The 19,398-nt window shown below is 68.2% G+C and carries 15 protein-coding genes; 4 read left to right on the top strand and 11 right to left on the bottom strand.

The genetic code is table 11. From position 1 onward, the window contains the following. Window positions 1-81 precede the first annotated feature (81 nt). Both WDM94_03680 and WDM94_03675 read right to left on the bottom strand, forming a co-directional pair. Window positions 82-1,488 carry an HlyD family type I secretion periplasmic adaptor subunit gene (locus WDM94_03680; GenBank protein ID MEJ0011726.1) on the bottom strand — a complete coding sequence of 469 codons (1,407 nt, stop codon included), beginning with the start codon at window positions 1,486-1,488 and terminating at the stop codon, window positions 82-84. Beyond that, entirely contained in the window at window positions 1,485-3,296 is a 1,812-nt protein-coding gene (locus WDM94_03675) for a type I secretion system permease/ATPase (GenBank protein ID MEJ0011725.1), read from the bottom strand. The genes WDM94_03680 and WDM94_03675 overlap by 4 nt, the downstream gene beginning before the upstream one ends. 175 nt (window positions 3,297-3,471) lie before the next feature. On the opposite strand from WDM94_03675, the gene WDM94_03670 reads away from it, so the two are divergent. The 4 genes from WDM94_03670 to rfbA are packed head-to-tail and all read left to right on the top strand — an operon-like array spanning window position 3,472 to window position 7,232. After that, the gene (locus WDM94_03670; protein ID MEJ0011724.1) at window positions 3,472-4,032 is read left to right on the top strand and encodes a MarR family transcriptional regulator; all 561 of its coding nucleotides are present in this window, start codon (window positions 3,472-3,474) and stop codon (window positions 4,030-4,032) included. After that, window positions 4,029-5,258 carry a glycosyltransferase gene (locus WDM94_03665; GenBank protein MEJ0011723.1) on the top strand — a complete coding sequence of 410 codons (1,230 nt, stop codon included), beginning with the start codon at window positions 4,029-4,031 and terminating at the stop codon, window positions 5,256-5,258. Before WDM94_03670 ends, WDM94_03665 begins: the two co-directional genes overlap by 4 nt. 1 nt (window position 5,259) lies before the next feature. Continuing rightward, window positions 5,260-6,333: a dTDP-glucose 4,6-dehydratase gene (gene rfbB / locus WDM94_03660; protein ID MEJ0011722.1), complete on the top strand. Its 1,074-nt coding sequence runs from the start codon at window positions 5,260-5,262 to the stop codon at window positions 6,331-6,333. Continuing rightward, the gene (gene rfbA / locus WDM94_03655; protein ID MEJ0011721.1) at window positions 6,330-7,232 is read left to right on the top strand and encodes a glucose-1-phosphate thymidylyltransferase RfbA; all 903 of its coding nucleotides are present in this window, start codon (window positions 6,330-6,332) and stop codon (window positions 7,230-7,232) included. The genes rfbB and rfbA overlap by 4 nt, the downstream gene beginning before the upstream one ends. On the opposite strand, the gene WDM94_03650 is transcribed toward rfbA, so the two are convergent. The 9 genes from WDM94_03650 to kdpF form a co-directional block, all read right to left on the bottom strand. Continuing rightward, the gene (locus tag WDM94_03650) at window positions 7,229-8,281 is read right to left on the bottom strand and encodes an ABC transporter ATP-binding protein (protein ID MEJ0011720.1); all 1,053 of its coding nucleotides are present in this window, start codon (window positions 8,279-8,281) and stop codon (window positions 7,229-7,231) included. The genes rfbA and WDM94_03650 overlap by 4 nt on opposite strands. Then, window positions 8,278-9,813, bottom strand: coding sequence for an iron ABC transporter permease (locus tag WDM94_03645; GenBank protein MEJ0011719.1), 1,536 nt, complete (start codon window positions 9,811-9,813; stop codon window positions 8,278-8,280). The genes WDM94_03650 and WDM94_03645 overlap by 4 nt, the downstream gene beginning before the upstream one ends. Before the next feature lie 163 nt (window positions 9,814-9,976). Beyond that, window positions 9,977-10,987, bottom strand: coding sequence for an iron ABC transporter substrate-binding protein (locus tag WDM94_03640; GenBank protein ID MEJ0011718.1), 1,011 nt, complete (start codon window positions 10,985-10,987; stop codon window positions 9,977-9,979). Window positions 10,988-11,359: 372 nt separating this feature from the next. Beyond that, window positions 11,360-12,052 (bottom strand): response regulator, encoded by a 693-nt coding sequence (locus tag WDM94_03635; protein MEJ0011717.1) that lies wholly within the window; start codon window positions 12,050-12,052, stop codon window positions 11,360-11,362. Further along, window positions 12,049-14,754, bottom strand: coding sequence for a sensor histidine kinase KdpD (locus tag WDM94_03630; GenBank protein MEJ0011716.1), 2,706 nt, complete (start codon window positions 14,752-14,754; stop codon window positions 12,049-12,051). Before WDM94_03630 ends, WDM94_03635 begins: the two co-directional genes overlap by 4 nt. A gap of 11 nt (window positions 14,755-14,765) precedes the next feature. Beyond that, entirely contained in the window at window positions 14,766-15,335 is a 570-nt protein-coding gene (gene kdpC / locus WDM94_03625; GenBank protein ID MEJ0011715.1) for a potassium-transporting ATPase subunit KdpC, read from the bottom strand. Window positions 15,336-15,346: 11 nt separating this feature from the next. After that, complete coding sequence (kdpB, locus tag WDM94_03620; protein ID MEJ0011714.1) at window positions 15,347-17,395, bottom strand: potassium-transporting ATPase subunit KdpB; 2,049 nt, start codon at window positions 17,393-17,395, stop codon at window positions 15,347-15,349. Between the two features lie 15 nt (window positions 17,396-17,410). Next, window positions 17,411-19,120 carry a potassium-transporting ATPase subunit KdpA gene (gene kdpA, locus WDM94_03615; protein ID MEJ0011713.1) on the bottom strand — a complete coding sequence of 570 codons (1,710 nt, stop codon included), beginning with the start codon at window positions 19,118-19,120 and terminating at the stop codon, window positions 17,411-17,413. Window positions 19,121-19,122: 2 nt separating this feature from the next. Further along, window positions 19,123-19,209 (bottom strand): K(+)-transporting ATPase subunit F, encoded by an 87-nt coding sequence (gene kdpF, locus WDM94_03610; protein MEJ0011712.1) that lies wholly within the window; start codon window positions 19,207-19,209, stop codon window positions 19,123-19,125. Window positions 19,210-19,398: the final 189 nt, after the last annotated feature.

Genomic DNA, 19,398 nt, shown 5'->3' with positions numbered 1-19,398 from the left:
GTTATTATTTGATGTTGTCAGTATACTGGCAAACCGGTTCGAGATTAGAACTTGTTAGCCCGCAACCGCGAAGCGACCGCCCTACTCCTCGCGGAAAGCCCGGTAGAAGGTCGCGGTGATCGGGCTCAGGATGTAGTCGATCGCCTTGCGCGGAGCGCGCTTGACCACGAGGTCGGCCGGCATGCCGGGGTGCAGGCGCATCTCCGGATGAGCGGCAAGCGCGGCGGCGTCGATCTCGGCGCGCACCGTGTAGTAGATGAGGCCGCGGTCGCGATCCTCGGTCTGGTCGGCGGCGACGTACAGCAGCTTGCCGTCAAGCACGGGATAGGTACGCGGGTCGTAGGCGGTCAGCCGCACCTCGGTCGGCTCGCCGACCTTGACCGAGTCGATGTCGAGCGGGCTGAGACGGGCCTCGACGATGAGCGGCTCGTCGCCGGGCTCGATGTCGAGCAGCGCCTGCCCTGCCGAAATCGCACTGCCCTGCGTGCGCACCTGGACGTTGAGCACGGTGCCGTCCTCGGGTGCGCGCACGGTTAACCGATCCAGCGTGTCGGCCGCGACCTTCATAAGTTGCGTCGCGGCGTTGAGCTTGAGCTGCGTGTCCTGGATGTCGTTGGCGACGTCGCCCTGCCATGTCATGCGCAGCGACAGCAGCGCCAGCTCGGCAGCGGCTTTCTCCTGGATGGAGCGGGCGTGTTGCGCGGTGAACTGGCCGACGTTGCCGCTCACCTGACTCAATTGCCCCTGCAGGTCGGTGGCCTGCCGCTTGGGCACGACGCCCTTGTCGACGAGGTCCTGGATGTTATCGAGCTGCTCCTTGAGTATCGCCTCCTGCTGGGTGGCGGCGGTGAGCTGGGCGTCATAGGCGTCCGCCTCGGTCTGGAACTGGTCGATCTGCTTCTGCTGGACGGCGAGGTTGCCCTGATAGATGTCGCGTCGATTTTCGAAGACGTGGGTCTCGTCGCTCATCACCGACTGCGCCATGTCGCTCTGGTCCGCGAGCAGCTCAGCGGGGAAGGTGATCGTGGCGGCGCTGGCCTGCTCGGCGCGCAGGCGCGCGAGGCGCGCGAGCAGGCCGATGCGGGTGCCGCTGGCGGACGCGAGATCGGAGCGCGCGCGGGTGTCGTCGAGCTTCAACAGCGGCTGGCCGGCCTTGACCTTGTCGCCCTCGGCGACCAGCAGCTCGGAGAGGATGCCGTCCTCGAGGTGGCTCACCGTCTTTTTCTTGGAATCCGCGATGACCGAACCCGAGGCGACCGAGGCGCTATCGAGATTGGCGGTGAAGGCCCAGACGAGGAAGCCGCCGAAGCCGATGAGAATCGCGGCGATGCCGGCGATGGCCGGGCGGCGCAGCGACGTCATCGGCTCGAAGGCCTCGACCTCCATCGGCGCCTCCCAGACGACGGCCTCGGCGCGATGCGGGACCATTGCCGTCGCGGCGACGACGCGCGCCGCGGCCGTCCGCCGCCACTCGACGAAATCGATCATGATTCGGCTCCTGCGGCAGTGCGCTTGACGACGACGTCGGATGAAGCGCGGCGGATCGGCTGGACGGCGTTGGCAGTCGGCGTGCGCTCGCCGAACTGGGCGATGCGCCCGTCCTGGAGGACCAGCAGCTTGTCGACGCAATCCATGATCGACTGGCGGTGGGCGATGACGATGACGATGGCGCCGTTGCGCTTGGCCGCCGTAATGGCGGCAATCAGCGCCTGTTCGCCCTCGGCATCGAGGTTGGAGTTGGGCTCGTCGAGCACCAGCAGCAGCGGCTCGCCGAACAATGCGCGGGCAAGCGCGATGCGCTGGCGCTGACCGCCGGACAGCGTCAGCCGCCCGTCGCCGATCGGCGTGTCGTAGCCCAGCGGCAGGCGCCCGATGGTCTCGTGCACGCCGGCGGCGCGGGCGGCCTCGATGACCTGCCGCGGGTCGGCGTCGCGCATGCGCGCGATGTTTTCGCGCACCGTTCCCTCGAGCACGGAAACCGACTGCGGCAGGTAGCCGGCAATGTCGCCGAACGAACTGCGCTGCCAGAGGTAGACGTTGTGCCCGTTGAAATAGACGCCGCCCGCCGTCGGCCTGGTGACCCCGACCAGCAGTCGCGCCAGCGTCGACTTGCCGGCGGCCGAGGGGCCGGCGATGCCCAGCACGGTGCCGGGCGACAGGCTGAACGAGATGCCGCGCAGGATCGGCACGTCCATGCCGGGAACGGCGTAGACGAGGCGATCGACGACGAGGTCGCCGGGAATCTTGGGGATCGGGAAACTCTCGCGCACCGAGCCGCGCACCTCGACGACGTCGCGGATGCGCTTCCACGCGGCGCGCGCGAGGATCCACTGGCGCCAGTCGGCCGCGAGGCTGTCGAAAGGCATCAGCAGGCGGCTCATGATCATCGTGCCGCCGATCATCGAGCCCGCCGAGGCGAGGTTGTTGATCGCCAGCCACGCGCCGATCGCCAGCACCACGATCTGCATGGAGTAGCGCACGGCGCGCGTCAGTGCGTGCATGCCGCGGCTGCGGCGATTGCCGGTATTGGTGAGATCGATGGAATGGAAATGAAGCTGGCGCCAGCGCGCGGCGAGCGCGGGCAGCATGCCCATCGCCTCGATGACCTCGGCGTGACGCATGGTGCCGCCGATGCTGGTGATGCTCTCGATGGTCGCCTCGTTCGCCTCCTTCAGCGTCGGCCGGCAGAGGACGTCGGAAAGGATGTTGAGGCTGACCAGAACTACCACCGCGATCAGCCCGGCCAGCCCGAACAGCGGGTGGAGCGCGAACATCACGGCAAGGAAGATCGGCGCCCACAGCGCTTCGAACGGGGCGGAGAAGGCGGTGCCCGTGATGAAGCTGCGCAGGTCGGAGAGATCGCGCAGGACTTCGGTGGCGCGGGTCGAGCCTTTCTCCAGCGCGGTCTGCATCGCGGACTCGATCGCCGGCAGGTTGAGCCGGCTGAGCAACTGCCCGGCGAGCGCCTGGAAGGCGAGCGAGCGGATGAACTCGAGCAGCCCGTAAAGGATGAGGGCGCCCAGCGCGAGGATGACCAGCATCTTCAGCGTATCGACGCTGCGGCTCAGGATCACGCGGTCGTGCACCTGCAGCATGAACAGCGGCACGGTGAGCTGCAGCGTGTTGATGAAGGCGCTGAGAATGCCGGCGAGGACGAAGCCGTGCATGAGCACGCGCCGGCACTCGCGGATGAGCGCGATGCCGTCCGTCGTCTTTTTCGGTGAGGGTTTTGCCGCACTTCGCGCGGCGAAAGTGCGGGGTTGGTCGCTGCTGTTCAGGTCGACGGCACTGGTCATAACGCCCCCGGTCGATGCAGATTTCTACAATGTATCGTGAGGGCTAAAGGTTTTGTTCGGCGTTGCAACAAGTGTTCGCGAACTGGCTGAACAAACAAGTATATAGTGGTCGAGCTAAAAGTTTCGTAAGTATTTCGATTTTTGAAGCAACTACGAAACTCAACGGGGAGCGGCGATGACTATTCAGGCTGATAAACTTGTACTCGAAAGAGATATTTCTTATCCTCAAGAATTATCAACTCCGAAACCGGGATCGCCCCCCAGCGTCCGCCACCTCGACCTCGCCCGCGAGGTCGAGCGCGTGCACCGGCGCTACCTCGATCTTCTGCGCGCCGAGCTGATGCGGCTCGGCATCGACGACGTCAGTCCGGCGCAGGTACTGATGCTGTTCACCATCGGCGACGATCAGCTTTCGGTGCGCGACCTTTTGGAGCGCGGCAATTATCTCGGCTCCAACGCCTCGTACAATCTCAAGCGCCTGCTCGAGGCTGCCTACATCGAGCGCGAGGCATCGTCGCGCGACCGGCGGTCGGCGCACATACGCCTGGCGCCGCGCGGGCACGAACTCTGCGCCAAGATTCGCGAGATCGACCAGAGCTACCAGCAACTGATGGTGCGCGACGCCGAGCAATTGCGCGACTTCGAGACGACGGTGAAGACGCTCCGCCGCATCGAGATGATGATCCTGACCACGGTGAAATACGGCGACGGACTGAAGGGCTGGGGCAGCGAGTGAAGATCGTCTTCGTCCATCGCCGCGGCGCCGGACAGTTCCGCCATCTCGCCGCGCATCTCGCCGAGCGCGGCGCGGACGTGACGGTCGTCTGCGAGAAGCCCGACGAGCCGGTGCGCGGCGTCCGCTTCGTGAAGCACGCTGCCATCACGGAACGCGTGCCCGGCCATCTATCGGTCGCCGATGAGTATGCCCAGCACGCCAACCGCGTCGCCGAGACTCTGGAGCGGATGCGGCGCGCCGAGGGCGCACCGGATCTCGTCGTCGGCCATATCGGCTGGGGCGGCATGCTTTTCGTCAAGGACGTGCTCAACACCACGCCGGCGCTGGGCTACTGCGAGTATTATTTCCAGCCGAAGGGCGGCGATATCGGCTTCGATCCGCGCGAGCCGGTGACCATCGCCGAGCTCGGCCGCGCGCGCCTGCGCAACATGGTGCAGCGGGCGAGCCTCGACGCGATCGACGCGGGGCTCAGCCCGACCGCGTGGCAGCGCAGCCGCTACCCGGCGCCGCTGCGGCCGCGCATCGCGGTCTGCCACGAGGGCGTCGATGTCGATCTCTGCCGGCCGGATACTGCGGCGCGGTTCCGCCTGCCCGACGGTCGCGTGCTTTCGCCGGGCGATCCGGTGGTGACGTATGTCGCGCGGAGCCTGGAGCCCTATCGCGGCTTCCCGCAATTCATGCAGGCGGCGGCGCTGATCGCGAAGCAGCGGAAGGACGCGGTGTTCGTGGTCGCTGGCGACGATGGCGTCAGCTACGGCCGGCCGCACCCGAGCGGGCGAAGCTGGCGCGCGGTGATGATGGAGGAGACCGGGCTCGATCCCGCCCGCATCTTCTTTCTCGGCGCCATCGATCATGCCGCGCTGGTCCGCCTGTTTCAGGTCTCGGCGGCGCACGTCTACCTCACGGTGCCGTTCGTGCTGTCGTGGTCGCTGCTCGAAGCGATGGCGTGCGGTTGCAACATCGTCGCTTCCAGTACCGCGCCGGTGACGGAGGCGATCCACGACGGGCGGAACGGGACGCTCGCGGATTTCTGGGACGCCGATGCCATCGCCGCGCCGGTCGTCGAGGCGCTGGCGCAACCTGAGTCCACCCGCGCACGCCGTCGCGCGGCGCGGGCGACGATCGAGCAGCGTTACCGGCGGAGCGATTGCCTCGCGCGGCAGGTCGATATCCTCGGGCGGGTCGCCACGGGCGAGATGAGCGCCGGTGCGGGAGGCCAGTCCTGACATGGCCGACGCGGCGAAGCGGTTTCTGGTCACCGGTGGCGCCGGTTTCATCGGCTCGGCGCTGGTGCGGCATCTCATCGAGGATACGCCGCACCACGTCGCGGTGGTCGACAAGCTGACCTACGCCGGCAACCTCGCGTCGCTCGTGCCGGTGGCTGTCAGCCCGCGCTATCGCTTCTGGCGCGCCGATATCGGCGACGGACGCGCGATGCGCGAAATCATCGGGATGGTTCAGCCCGATGCGATCATGCACCTCGCGGCGGAGAGTCACGTCGACCGTTCGATCGACGGGGCCGCAGCGTTCGTTGCCACCAACGTCGTCGGGACGTTCGAGCTGCTGCAGGCGGCGCTGGACTATTGGCGGACGCTGCCAGCGGGGCGCGGCGCGGCCTTCCGCTTCCATCATGTTTCGACGGACGAAGTTTTCGGCGCGCTCGGTCCGACCGGCGCATTCGCGGAGTCCTCGGCCTACAAGCCGAGCTCGCCCTACTCCGCATCCAAGGCGGCGTCGGATCATCTCGTGCGCGCGTGGCACCGGACGTACACGCTGCCCGTTGTCATCAGCAACTGCAGCAACAATTTCGGCCCGCGGCAGTTTCCCGAGAAGCTGGTGCCGCTGATGATCCTTAATGCGTTGGCGGGCCGGCCACTGCCGCTTTACGGCGACGGGCGGCAGGTGCGCGACTGGCTTTATGTCGATGATCATGTCGCGGCGCTGATGCTGGTGGCGGAGCGCGGGCGGGTCGGCGAGACGTACCTCGTCGGCGGCGAAAGCCGCTTCACCAACCGCGATATCGTCGCGATGATCTGTTCGCTGCTCGACCACCGGCGGCCGGACGCGGCGATCGGGCCGCGCAGCCGGCTTATCCGGTTCGTCGCGGACCGGCCGGGCCACGATGCGCGTTACGCCGTCGACTCTACGAAGATTCGCCGCGAGCTGGGATGGGCGCCGCGCGCGACGCTGCGTATGGGGCTGGAAAAGACCATTGACTGGTATCTCGACAACGAAGCCTGGTGGCGGCCGCTACTGGCCGGCGAAGCATCGCGCGCGCCGGCGCAGGCCAAGGCGTCATGAGCCGCAAGGGCATCATCCTGGCGGGCGGCGCCGGCACGCGGCTCTATCCGGCGACGCTATCCGTCAGCAAGCAGCTCCTCCCGGTCTACGACAAGCCGATGATCTACTATCCGCTGGCGACCCTGATGCAGGGCGACATCCGCAATATCCTGATCATCTCGACGCCGGACGATACGCCGCGCTTCCACAGCCTGCTTGGCAACGGCGCAAAGTGGGGACTGTCGATCAGCTACGCCGTCCAGCCGCATCCCGGCGGGCTGGCGCAGGCCTTCACGATCGGCGCGGATTTCATCGGCGACGATGCCAGCGTGCTGATCCTCGGCGACAATATCTTCTACGGCGACTCGATCGCGCAGTTGCTATGCCGCGCCGATGCACGGCGGAGCGGCGCGACGATCTTCGCCTATCACGTGCGCGATCCGCAGCGCTACGGCATTGCGGAGTTCGACGGCAGCGGCGCGGTCATCGGCATCGAGGAGAAGCCGGCGCGGCCGAAATCCAGCTATGCGGTCACCGGCCTCTACTACTATGACAGCAGCGTCGTGGAGCGCGTGCGGCAGTTGCGGCCGTCGGCGCGCGGCGAGCTGGAGATCACCGACCTCAACCGGCTCTATCTCGACGAAGGCGCGATGACGGTGGAGATCATGGGCCGCGGCTTCGCCTGGCTCGACACCGGCACGCACGACTCGCTGCTCGAGGCGAGCGAATTCATCGCGGCGCTGGAGCGGCGGCAGGGGCTCAAGGTTGCGTGCCCTGAGGAGATCGCGTGGCGCAAGGGCTGGATCGACGAGCGCCAGTTGATCGCGCTGGCGAAGCCCCTCGCCAGCAGCGGGTATGGCGAGTACCTGCGAAATCTCACCGGCGAGCGCGGATTCCGCGCCGACGCGAAAGTCGCCTAGTCGCCGTTCGTAGACGTAAAGACGTGGGCGACGCCGACTGCCGAGATTTGCACGCGGTCGCCGACGTTCGGCAGGTCGGCGCCGGCACTCTTCACCATGATCAGCGGCAGGTCCGCGCGGTCCATCGCGACATGGACGCGGCAGAGCGCGCCGCCGAATTCGACGTGGGTCACCTGCCCTGCCGCCCGCCCGGACTCGTTGGTCCGCGCCAGGCGCAGTTGCTCGGGGCGGAGGATGATCTCGCCGCTGCCGCTCCGCATCGGTGCGTCGGTCGCAACGCGGCCCAGCGCACATTCGGCCCAGCCGTCGCGCAATATTGCGGGCAGGATGATCGCATCGCCGAGGAAGCGCGCGGTGTGCGGATCGCGCGGGCGCATGTAGAGGTCGCGCGGGTCGCCTACCTGCTTCAGGCGTCCGGCATCGAAGACGGCGACCCGGTCGGCGAAGGACAGCGCCTCGGCCTGGTCGTGAGTCACCAGCAACGCGGTGATGCCGGTGGCGGCGAGCACGCCGGCGACGGCATTCCGCATCGCCTCGCGCAGATCCATGTCGAGGGCGGAGAACGGCTCGTCGAACAGCATCAGCTTCGGCTTCCGCGCCAGCGCGCGGGCGAGCGCGACGCGCTGCTGCTGGCCGCCCGACAATTCGTGCGGGCGGCGGGTGACCATCGCCGCGTCGAGCTCGACCATGTCGATCAGCTCGGCGATGCGCGCCTCGCGGCCGGGCATGCGGCGTTCCAGCCCGAAGCCGATGTTGTCGGCGACGCTCAGGTGCGGGAACAGCGCTCCGTCCTGCGGGACGAAGCCGATACCGCGCTTGTGGGCGGGGACGGAGGCCGGCGCATCGGCGAGCGTCTCGCCGTCGAGGACGATGCTGCCGGTGTCAGGCACGTCGAAGCCGGCGATGAGGCGGAGGAGCGTCGTCTTGCCGGAGCCGGAGGGACCGAAGATGGCGGTGCGGCTGGCGCGCTCGACGTCGAGGTCGATGCCGTCGAGGGCAACGACGGCGCCGAAGCGCTTCGTCAAACGCGAGATGCGGAGGAACGTCATCGGCCGGCCGTGCGCCGCGAGCGGGCATAGAGCAGCAGCGTCAGCGGCAGCGAGAAGACGACCATCATCGCGGCGTAGGGCGCGGCGCCGGCGTAGTCGAGCTCGCTGGTGAGCGCCCAGAACTGCGTCGACAGCGTCGTGGTGCCGTTCGGCGACAGCATCAGCGTGGCGGTCAGCTCGGTCGTGATGCCGAGGCCGGCGAGCGCCATCGCGGCGGCGATGCCGGGCGCGGCGAGGCGGAACGTGATCTGCCGGATCGCCTGGAACGGCGTGCGGCCGAGCGCCATCGCGGCGCGCTCGAGATCGACCGGCACCTGTGCGACGCTGGCGCGCAGACTGACCAGCGCGCGCGGCAGGAACAGCAGCGCGTAGGCGAGCAGCAGCGTCGCGATAGTCTGATAGAGCGGCAGCAGAACGCGGACGGTGATGGTGACCAGCGCCAGCGCCACGACGACGCCGGGCAAGGCGCCGAGGTAGTAGTGGCAGGCTTCCAGTATCCGCTGCAGGCGGCCCGGCGCGCGCACCGACAGCCAGGCGAGCGGCATCGCGGCGATGGTGGTGACGACGGCGCCGCCGACGGCGAGCACGATGGTCTGGCCAAGTGCCGGGCCGATCTCTCCGAGATTCCAGATGCCGGCGCCGCCATCGACGAGCCAGCGCACCAGCGTGACCAGCGGCACGCCGAGCGACAGCGCGGCGAGGCCGGCGTTGAGCAGCAGGCATGGCACCATCCACGGGCCGAGGCGGCGGCGGACGGGGAGACGTGCGGCGCCGGAGCCGACGCGGGCGTAGCGCTCGTCGCCGCGCACGAACCATTCGAGCTCAAGCAGCAGGAAGCAGCAGACGATGAGCACGACGGCCAGCATGTTGGCGGCCGGCCCGTTGTAGACGGCCTGGAACTGATCGACGATCGCGGTGGTGAACGTATCGAAGCGGATCATCGCGAAGAGGCCGAACTCGCCGAGCAGATGCAGGCCGATGAGCAGCGCGCCGCCGCAGATGGCGAGACGCAACTGGGGCAGCACGGCGCGGAAGAAGACGCGCCACGGCCCGTTGTCGAGCGAGGCGGCGACGTCCTCCATCGCCGGATCGAGGCGGCGAAGCTGCGCGGCGACCGGCAGGTAGAGGAAAGGGAAGTAGGCCAGCACCGAGATGAGGATGCCGGCGCCTAACCCGTGGAAGCTCGGCGCAATGCTGATCCACGCGTAGCTGTGCACGAACGCGGGCACGGCGAGCGGGGCGACCGCCAGCCAGGCCCAGATGCGGGCGCCGGGCAGGTCGCTGCGCTCGGTGAGCCAGGCGAGCGTCACCGCGATCGCGATGGCTAGCGGGATGGCGCCGGCCTCGAGCAGCACCGTGTTGACCAGCAACTCGCCGACGCGGGGGCGGAAGATCATCGCCGAGGCGGCCTGCCAGCCGGTCTCGACCGTCACCCACGCGATGAATGCGAGCGGCAGCAGCGCCACCAGCGAGACGGCGGCGGCGGCGATGCCGATGACCGAGACATGCGAAAGCCGCCGGCGGCGCGCCAGCGGCGATACGCCCGAAGCCGCGCCGGAGACCGGGGCGGATGGCGGCGAGACCTGAACCAGAGCCGTGGCTGTCTCACTGGCAAAAAAGCGGCCGGGAGGCCGCGGTGACCGGCGGATCGCATCAGGCGACCCGCCGGCCCCGTGTACTATTGAGGCGCGGGCCTTACAGCAACCCCGCCGCGGTCATCAGCTTGGTGACGGCGGCGCTGTCGAGGCTCGCGGGATCGATCTTGGGCGCCTGCAACTTGGCGATCGGCTCGAGCTTGGCGTTCGATTCGGCGCCGATGCCGATGGCGTACTCGTAGGAGTCGCCGTCGCGCAGCACCGTCTGGCCGCCCTTGCCGGCGATCCACTTGACGAAGGCCTGCGCCTCCTTCGGGTGCTTGCTGGAGGCGAGCACGCCGGCGCCGGAGACGCTGACGAAGGCGCCCGGATCCTCGTTGCGGAAATAGTAGAGCGAGACGTTGTTGCTGTTCTCGCCGGTCTTCGCCTGATCGCCAAAGTAGTAGTAGTGGTAGATGACGGCGCCCGGGACCTCGTTGGCGTTGACGCCCTTCATGGCGGCGCTGTTGCCGCGATAGGCGACCGAATTTGCCTTCATGGCATTCAGCCAATCGAAGGTGACGTCCGGCCCCTTGAGCTTGAGCAGCGCGCCGACGATCGCCTGGAAATCGGCGCCCGACGGCGAAGCGGCCCAGCGGCCCTTCCAGCTCGGATCGGCGAGGTCGAGCAGCGACTTCGGAAGCTGGTCGGCGGGCAGCGTGTTCTTGTTGTAGGCAAAGACCGTGGTGCGGGCCGCGACGCCGGTCCAATGACCGTTGCCCGGCTTGTAGCCGTCCGGGATGAGCGCCAGCGTGTCGGGATCGATCGGGGCGAACAGGCCGGCGTTGTCGACGACGACCATCGCCGGCGAATTCTCGGTGACGAACACGTCGGCCGGGGAGTTCGCTCCCTCCTGCACGAGCTGGTTCGCCATGTCGGTGTCGCCGCCCTGGCGGATGGTGACGTTGATGCCGGTTTCCGCCGTGAAGGCGTCCGCCCAGGCCTTGGTCAGGTTGGCGTGCTGGGCGTTGTAGACCGTGATGGTCTCGGCGGCAGAAGCGGCGACGGGGGCCGCCAGCAGCATGGCGCCAAATGCCAGGGAATGGAAAACGGGCGTCAAAGAATGTCTCATGGATAACCTCGATAACCTCTGTCCGATGTCCGCTACGCCAGTCGAAGCGTGGGCGCTCGGTATCTTTTCTTGAATGCCATAAGTCAAACGCTATGTTCTTTGTTTAGAGTAATCCGAATTCTCTTATTTTATCAGTTCTAAACTGGATATATTCTAGGGTATACTGGAAGGGGCAGAGATCGTCTCGCCGGTTGCAGAACAACCGCGATGCGCGCCGGTCCGAAGCCCAATGCCACACAGGCAAATTCGCGGGTGCCACGAGCTTTGCAGCATTGCGTTCGGCGGTGTTTGGAAAGGCTCCGCAGTGCGTTTCGCAGCGCGGCCCGGCAGGCCCAGCCGCCCTCACGTTTTCGTGCGCACTTTGCCGCGCCTTCAGCGGTCGCGTTCGAGCAGCCGGTATCCGATGCCCGGCTCGTTGACGATGATGCTCGGCGCGCCGGGGGCGGCGTCGATCTTCTGGCGAAGCTGCGCCACGAAGACGCGCAGGTATTGCGTGTCCTCGGTGTGGGCAGGGCCCCACACGGCCGTCAGCAACTGGCGGTGCGTGACAACGCGGCCGGCGTTGCGGACCAGCATGGTGAGCAGGTCGTATTCCTTCGGCGTCAGCTTCAGCGGCTGACCGTTGCGGCTGACCATGCGGCGGACGGTATCGACAAGAAGGCCGCCGCTTTCGAAGGCGCCGGATTCGCCGGCGTCGGCAATCGCGTGGCGGAGCGCGGCGCGCAGGCGCGCCATCAGTTCGCCGATGTCGAAAGGCTTCTCGACGTAGTCGTCGGCGCCGAGATCGAGCGCGGCGATCTTCTCCGACTCGCGGTCGCGCACCGACAGCACGATGATCGGCACCTTGGAGAAGGCGCGGGCACGGGCGATGACCTCCTTGCCGTCCATGTCGGGCAGGCCGAGATCGAGCAGCACGATGTCCGGCGCCTCGTTGGCGATGGCGCGCAGCGCCTCGGCGGCGGTGGCGGCGCTGACGACGGCGTAGCCGCTGGCCTCCAGCGCCGGTTTCAGGAACCGCTGGATCTGCGGCTCGTCGTCGACCACGAGGACACGCGTCGCGCTCACGCGGCGTGGCTCCCCTGCTCTGCCGGCAGCGTCTCGGCGGAAAGCCGGAGCGTGACGCGCGTGCCGTGACCGGCCTCGACCGGGCTTTCGATCGCGACGGCGCCGCCCATCGCCTCGACGAGGCCGCGGACGATGGCGAGGCCGAGGCCGGTACCGGCGGCCTGCGCATCGCCGCGGCGGGCGCGATAAAATTTGTCGAAGACGTGCGGGAGATCGATGGCGGCGATGCCGGGCCCGCGGTCGGTGACGGTCACCGTCGGACGGCCGTCGGCCAGCGCCACGGCGATGTCGATGCCTGGTTCGCCGGCGGCGTATTTCGCGGCGTTGTCGAGGATGTTGACCAGCGCCTGCTCGAACAGCACCGGGTCGGCGTGGGCGAGCGGCATGCCGGACGGCACGTGGATCGCGAAGCGGTGGCCGGCGTGGATGCGCTCGGCGCGGCGGACCGCGGCGCGCGCGGCCTCGCCGAGATCGATCCAGTCGTGCCGCACGTCGAGCACGCCGGCCTCGAGGCGCGTCATCTCCAGAAGATTGGCGACGAAGCGATCGAGTCGCTCGGTCTCCTCCTGTATCGACGCGAGCAGATCGGCGCGGGCCACGTCGGTGAGCTTCGGGCCGAGGGAGCGCAGGCTGGTGACCGCGCCGAGGATCGCGGCCAGCGGCGTGCGGAGATCGTGCGAGATCGAAGACAGCAACGCCGAGCGGAGCTTTTCTCCCTCCGCAAGCGCGCGTGTCGCGGCGATTTCCTCGACGAGATGGGCGCGCTCGATGGCGACGCCCGCCTGATCGAACAGCGAGGCGAGCGTCCGCTCCTCGTCCGAGGTGAGCGGCGCGGCGAGATCGCGCGGCGCGAAGGCGACGACGCCGACGATGCCGCCGGCGCCACGCAGCGGACGGAACTGCATCTCGGCCGCGGGCAGCGTGTTGGTCGACCAGCCGGCCGGCTCGCGATGCTGGAAGGCCCAGCGCGCGGCGGCGCGGTCGGTCGGCGACAGCGTGTCGTCCGGCGGATAGGCGGCGCGCACCGTCACCTCGCCGCCGACGGGGAGCAGGATCAGCGCGCGGCTACCGGCGACGGCGACGACCTGCGCCGCGGTCGCCCACGCGACGTCGTCGGTCTTGGCGGTGCCCGAAAGCTTGCGCGAGAAGTCATAGAGGGCCTCGGTCGCCTTGGCGCGCCGGCGCACGCTCTCCGACTGGTCGCGCAGGCGGCCGGCGAGCACGCCGGTGAACACCGCGACGAACAGGAAGACGAGCAGCGCGAACACCTCGTAGGGCGCGGCGACGCGGAAGGTGTAGAGCGGCTCGACGAACAGGAAATTGAACGCGGCGAACGACAGGAATGCCGCGGCGATCGCGGCGGTCAGCCCGTAGGTCAGCGCCGAGACCATCACCGCCGCGATGAACACCAGCGACAGATTGGGGAGGTCGGCGGCGAAGGTAAGCGCCTTGCCGATCAGCACCGCCATCGCGACGGAGCCCGCGGCAACGGCGATGCTTGCGGCGATGCGGGCGACAGGCGGAAACGCAACGCTGCGCGCCGGCGCCGGTTGCGGTTCGCCGCTGCCAGTCACGATGTGGACGCCGATGTCGCTGGCGCGCGCCACGATCTCATCGGTAAGCGAGCGGCCGAACAGACGACCGACCAAGCCGCGGTGCGAGCGGCCGATGACGATCTGGGTCGCATTCTCGCGGCGCGCCAGCCGCAGGATCTCGGTCGGCAGATCACGCGCCGACAGGCGGCGCGTCTCGGCGCCCAGCCGCTCGGCGAGCGCCACGGTATGATCGAGGCGGCGAAGCGTGTCGGGGCCGAGCGGCGCGCTGCCCGAGCGATCGAGATGGACCGCGATCCAGCTCGCGTTGAGGCCGCTCGCCAGGCGGCTCGCCGTCCGCACCACGACCTCGGACAGCGGGTCCGAACCGATGCAGACGAGGATGCGCTCGGCAGCCGGCGGCTGGTCCTCGACGCCGTGCTCCTTACGGTAGGCGACGACCTGATCGTCGACGCGGTCGGCGGTGCGCCGCAGCGCCAGCTCGCGCAGCGCCGTGAGGTTGCCGAGCCTGAAGAAATTGTCGGCGGCCTGCCGCGCATTGTCGGGCAGGTAGACCTTGCCGTCGCGGAGGCGCTGGATCAGCTCGTCAGGCGTGATGTCGACCACCACCATCTCGTCCGCACGATCGAGCAGCGTGTCGGGCACGGTCTCGCGGACGGCGACGCCGGTGATGCGCGCGACCAGATCGGACAGCGACTCGAGGTGCTGGATGTTGACCGTGGTCCACACGTCGATGCCGGCGGCGAGCAGCTCCTCGACGTCGAGGTAGCGCTTGGGGTGGCGGCTCGCCGGCGCGTTGGTGTGCGCGAGTTCGTCGACGAGGATCAGTTGTGGCCGGCGGGCGAGCGCGGCGTCGATGTCGAATTCGGCCACGGTCTGGCCGCGGTAGGCGATCTCCTTGCGCGGCAGGATTTCGAGGCCGGCGAGCAGCGCGGCGGTTTCGGAGCGGCCGTGCGTTTCGATCAGGCCGACGACGACGTCCAGCCCCTCCTGCCCGAGGCGGCGGGCCGAGGAGAGCATCGCGTAGGTCTTGCCGACGCCGGGCGCGGCGCCGAGGAATACCTTCAGCTTGCCGCGCCGCTCGCGGTCGGCAGCGGCAAGCAACGCATCCGGCGACGGGCGGCCCTCGGCAGTTTCGGTTTCGGCCATGCGCATTTCTCTCAGCGCGAAGGTACTCCATCCAGCGCCAGGTTGAGCAGCAGAACGTTGACGCGTGGTTCACCGAGTATGCCGAGCGTCGGGCCAGTAGTGTTGCGGTCGACCAGCGCCCGCACATTCGCATCGGGCAGGTTCCGGGCGGCAGCGACGCGCTTCACCTGCAGCAGGGCGTAGGCGGGCGAGATGTCGGGATCGAGGCCGGAGGCCGACGTTGTGACCGCGTCGGCGGGGATCGGGCCAGTGACGCCGGTGGAGCGGAGCGCCGCGATGTCGGTGGTGACGCGGTCGACCAGCTTCTTCGACGTCGGGCCAAGGTTGGAGCCCGACGACGCGCCGCCATCGTAGCCGGCGCCGGCCGCGGACGGCCGCGGGTGGAAGTAGCGGTCGGCGGCAAACGGCTGGCCGACCAGGCTCGAGCCGATGACGACGCCGTTTTTCTCGATCAGGCTGCCCGAGGCTTGGCCCGGAAAGATAACCGAGGCGACGCCGGTGATCGCCAGCGGATAGGCGATCCCGGTGAGCAGCGTGAACAGCAGCAGTAGGACGAAAGCCGGGCGGATGTGTTCGGACATGGCGGTGCTCCTCACGCCAGCCCGAGGGCGGTGACGGCGAGATCGATGATCTTGATACCGATGAACGGCGCGACGATGCCGCCGAGCCCGTAGATCAGCAGGTTGCGGCGCAGAAGCGCTGCCGCTCCCGTTGCGCGGTAGGCGACACCGCGCAGCGCCAGCGGGATGAGCGCGATGATGATCAGCGCGTTGAAGATGACCGCCGACAGGATCGCGCTTTGTGGTGTGGCGAGGTGCATGACGTTGAGCGCGCCGAGCTGCGGATAGGTGACGACAAACAGCGCCGGGATGATCGCGAAATACTTGGCGACGTCGTTGGCGATGGAGAACGTCGTCAGCGAGCCGCGCGTCATCAGCAGTTGCTTGCCGATCTCGACCACCTCGATCAGCTTGGTCGGATCGGAATCGAGGTCGACCATGTTGCCGGCCTCGCGCGCGGCCTGGGTGCCGGTCTGCATCGCGACGCCGACGTCGGCCTGGGCGAGCGCCGGCGCGTCGTTGGTGCCGTCGCCGCACATCGCGATCAGGCGGCCGCCCTCCTGCTCCTTGCGGATGTAGGTCAGCTTGTCCTGCGGCGTCGCCTCGGCGATGAAGTCGTCGACGCCGGCTTCCGACGCGATGGCGGCCGCGGTCGCCGGATTGTCGCCGGTCACCATCACCGTCTTGATGCCCATCGAGCGGAGCGCGGCGAAGCGCGACTTGATGTCGGGCTTCACCACGTCCTTGAGGTGGATGACGCCGAGGAGCGCGCCGTCCTCGGACACCGCCAGCGGAGTGCCGCCGGTGCGTGCGATCTCGTCGACCGCGGCGCGGAAGGCGGCGGGCGTCAGGTGCAGCTTGGTGCCGAGATGGTTGAGTACGGCGTCAACGGCGCCCTTGCGGACGCTGCGTCCCGGCAGCTCGACGCCGGAGATGCGGGTATGGGCGGAGAATTCGATGGCCTTCATCCTCGCCGGGTCGATCTCGGGCTCGGTGAAAGCGAAATTCTTGGCGTAGGCAACGATGGAGCGGCCTTCTGGCGTCTCGTCGGCGAGGCTCGCCAGCCAGGCCGCTTCCGCCAGCGTCTTGTTCTGGACGCCGGGTGCGGCGAGGAACGCGGTCGCCATGCGGTTGCCGAAGGTGATGGTGCCGGTCTTGTCGAGCAGCAGCGTGTCGACGTCGCCGGCGGCCTCCACCGCGCGGCCGGAGGTGGCGACGACGTTGAAGCGGATGAGGCGGTCCATGCCGGCGATGCCGATGGCCGACAGCAGGCCGCCGATGGTCGTCGGGATCAGCGTCACCAGCAGCGCGACCAGCACCGTGACCGACAGCACGGTGCCGGAGTAGCCGGCGAGGCCCCACAGCGTGACGACCGTGATCAGGAAGATCAGCGTCAGGCCCGACAACAGGATCGACAGCGCCAGCTCGTTCGGCGTTTTCTGCCGCGCCGCGCCTTCGACCAGCGCGATCATGCGATCGAGGAAGGTCGAGCCGGCGGCCTTGGTGATCCTTACCTTGATCCAGTCGGACAGCACGGTCGTGCCGCCGGTGACGGCGGAGCGGTCGCCGCCGGACTCGCGGATCACCGGCGCGGACTCGCCGGTGATGGCGGACTCGTTGACCGAGGCGATGCCCTGCACGACCTCGCCGTCGCCGGGGATGATTTCATTGGCCGCGACGAGCACGATGTCGCCGACCTCCAGCTCCGCGGCCAGCACCTTCTCGTAGACGCCCTCGGGACCATCGAGGCCCGGCAGTCGCTTGGCGACGACGTCGGAGCGCATACGTCGCAGCGCGGCGGCCTGCGCCTTCCCCCTGCCCTCGGCCACCGCTTCGGCGAAATTCGCGAACAGCACGGTAAACCAGAGCCAGGCAGCGATCTGGCCGGAGAAGACGGCGTCGCCGCCGGTGGCGAGGTGGCGGACCCACAACACCGTGACCAGCGCGGCGACGACTTCGGTGACGAAGATCACCGGGTTCCGTGCCAGGTCGCGCGGGTCGAGCTTGCGGAACGCGTCGAGCGCGGCGCGGCCGAGGATGGCGGGATCGAGAAGCGCGGTGGCGCTGGCTTTGGCGGGCATAATGGTTGCCTCCGATCAGAAGGTCTGGCCGGCGAGCATCAGGAAATGCTCGACGATGGGGCCCAGCGCGAGCGCCGGAAAATATTGCAGCCCGCCGAGGATGAGGATGACGCCGATGAGCAGTCCGACGAACAGCGGGCCGTGCGTCGGAAAGGTGCCGGCGGAGGGCGCGCCCTTGGTCTTGGCGGCGAGCGACCCGGCGATGCCCATGACCGGCACGATGATGGCGAAGCGGCCGAGGAACATCGCGATGCCGAGCGTCGTGTTGTACCAGGGCGTGTTGGCATTCAGCCCGGCGAAGGCGGAGCCGTTGTTTCCGACTGCGGACGAGTAGGCGTAGAGGATTTCGCTCAAGCCGTGCGGGCCGGCATTGTTGAGGCTCGACAGGCCGACGGGGATCATCGCGGCGACCGCGGCGAAGCCCAGCAGCGCGGCCGGCAATAGAAGGATGGCGAGGACGGCGAGCTTCATCTCGCGCGCCTCGATCTTCTTGCCAAGATATTCCGGCGTGCGGCCGACCATGAGGCCGGCGACGAACACGGCGATGACCGCGAAGACAACGATGCCGTAGAGGCCGGAGCCGACGCCGCCGGGCAGGATCTCGCCAAGCTTGATGAGGAACAGCGGCATCAAGCCGCCAAGCGGCGTGAACGAGTCATGCATCGCGTTGACCGAGCCGTTCGAGGCGCCGGTCGTCAGCGTCGACCACAACGACGAATTCGCGATGCCGAAGCGGACCTCCTTGCCCTCCATGTTGCCACCGGCGGGGTCGAGGCCGAGCGCGGCGAGGATCGGGTTGCCGGCGCCCTCGGCCCAATAGGCGACGACGGTGGCGGCGACGAGCAGCAGGCCCATGACGGCGAGCAGCGCCCAGCCCTGGCGCGTATCTTTCACCATCTTGCCGAAGGTGAGGGTGAGCGCCGCCGAGATGGCGACGATCGTCCACATCTCGAGCAGGTTGGTCAGCGGCGTCGGGTTCTCGAAGGGATGCGCGGAGTTGGCGTTGAAGAAGCCGCCGCCGTTGGTGCCCAGCATCTTGATCGCCTCCTGCGAGGCGACCGGGCCGAGCGCGATGTTCTGCTGCGCGCCTTCCAGGGTCGTCGCCTGGACCGAGGCGAGCAGCGTCTGCGGCTCGCCGAGGAAGGCGAAAACCAGCGCGAAGACGATGGAGAGGGGCAGCAGGATGTAGAGGGTCGAGCGCACCATATCGACCCAGAAGTTGCCTATCTCGCTGGCGCCGGAGCGCGCGAAGGCGCGGGTCAGCGCGATGGCGAGCGCGATGCCGGTCGCGGCCGACAGGAAATTCTGCACAGCGAGCCCGGCCATCTGCGTGAAATGGCTCATCGTCGTTTCGCCGCCGTATGACTGCCAGTTGGTGTTGGTGACGAAGCTGATCGCGGTGTTGAACGCGAGTCCCGGCTCGACGCCGCCGAAGCCCTGCGGGTTGAGCGGCAGCAGGCCCTGCAGGCGCATGATCAGGTAGACCAGTACGAAGCCGGCGGCGTTGAAGGCGAGCATCGCGAGCGTGTAGCCGCGCCAGCCCTGCTCCTTCGTCTCGTCGACGCCGGCGAGGCGGTAGAAGCCGCGCTCGACCGGCACCAGCACCGGCGAGAGGAACGTGCGCCCGCCGTCGAAGACCTGCGCCATGAAGCCGCCGAGCGGCTTCACCGCTACCAGCACCAGCAGATAGAGCAGAACGATCTGCAGCCAGCCGAGCGCGGTCATGGTCAGAACCGCTCCGGCCGGACGAGGGTCACGACGAGATAAGCGGCAAGCGCGACCGCGACGATGGCGCCGAGGGTGACTTCGAACATGGCGCCGCCCTCACAGCCGATCGACGAGGAGGACGTAGCCGCCCGCGATGGCGAACAGCGCGAGGCCGAGGGCGATGAAAAGAATGTCGAGCATGACGTGACGCTCCGCCGGTTAGGACGGGCGGAATGTCGTGCCGGGATGCGTCAGGGCGCCATACGGAAGGTGGGGTCGCGGAATAAGGAAAGTGT

Source organism: Bauldia sp., from assembly GCA_037200845.1.
Classification (GTDB): Bacteria; Pseudomonadota; Alphaproteobacteria; order Rhizobiales; family Kaistiaceae; genus DASZQY01.
Note: the sequence above shows the minus strand (reverse complement) of the source record. Positions and strands in the feature narration are given on the sequence as shown.

Bases quoted from the DNA above. Each gene is read 5' to 3' on its own strand.
- kdpF (MEJ0011712.1), bottom strand. From the start codon at position 19,209: ATGTTCGAAGTCACCCTCGGCGCCATCGTCGCGGTCGCGCTTGCCGCT.
- WDM94_03670 (MEJ0011724.1), top strand. From the start codon at position 3,472: ATGACTATTCAGGCTGATAAACTTGTACTCGAAAGAGATATTTCTTAT.
- kdpB (MEJ0011714.1), bottom strand. From the start codon at position 17,395: ATGCCCGCCAAAGCCAGCGCCACCGCGCTTCTCGATCCCGCCATCCTC.
- WDM94_03675 (MEJ0011725.1), bottom strand. From the start codon at position 3,296: ATGACCAGTGCCGTCGACCTGAACAGCAGCGACCAACCCCGCACTTTC.
- kdpA (MEJ0011713.1), bottom strand. From the start codon at position 19,120: ATGACCGCGCTCGGCTGGCTGCAGATCGTTCTGCTCTATCTGCTGGTG.
- kdpC (MEJ0011715.1), bottom strand. From the start codon at position 15,335: ATGTCCGAACACATCCGCCCGGCTTTCGTCCTACTGCTGCTGTTCACG.
- WDM94_03630 (MEJ0011716.1), bottom strand. From the start codon at position 14,754: ATGGCCGAAACCGAAACTGCCGAGGGCCGCCCGTCGCCGGATGCGTTG.
- rfbB (MEJ0011722.1), top strand. From the start codon at position 5,260: ATGGCCGACGCGGCGAAGCGGTTTCTGGTCACCGGTGGCGCCGGTTTC.
- WDM94_03650 (MEJ0011720.1), bottom strand. From the start codon at position 8,281: ATGACGTTCCTCCGCATCTCGCGTTTGACGAAGCGCTTCGGCGCCGTC.
- WDM94_03680 (MEJ0011726.1), bottom strand. From the start codon at position 1,488: ATGATCGATTTCGTCGAGTGGCGGCGGACGGCCGCGGCGCGCGTCGTC.
- WDM94_03640 (MEJ0011718.1), bottom strand. From the start codon at position 10,987: ATGAGACATTCTTTGACGCCCGTTTTCCATTCCCTGGCATTTGGCGCC.
- rfbA (MEJ0011721.1), top strand. From the start codon at position 6,330: ATGAGCCGCAAGGGCATCATCCTGGCGGGCGGCGCCGGCACGCGGCTC.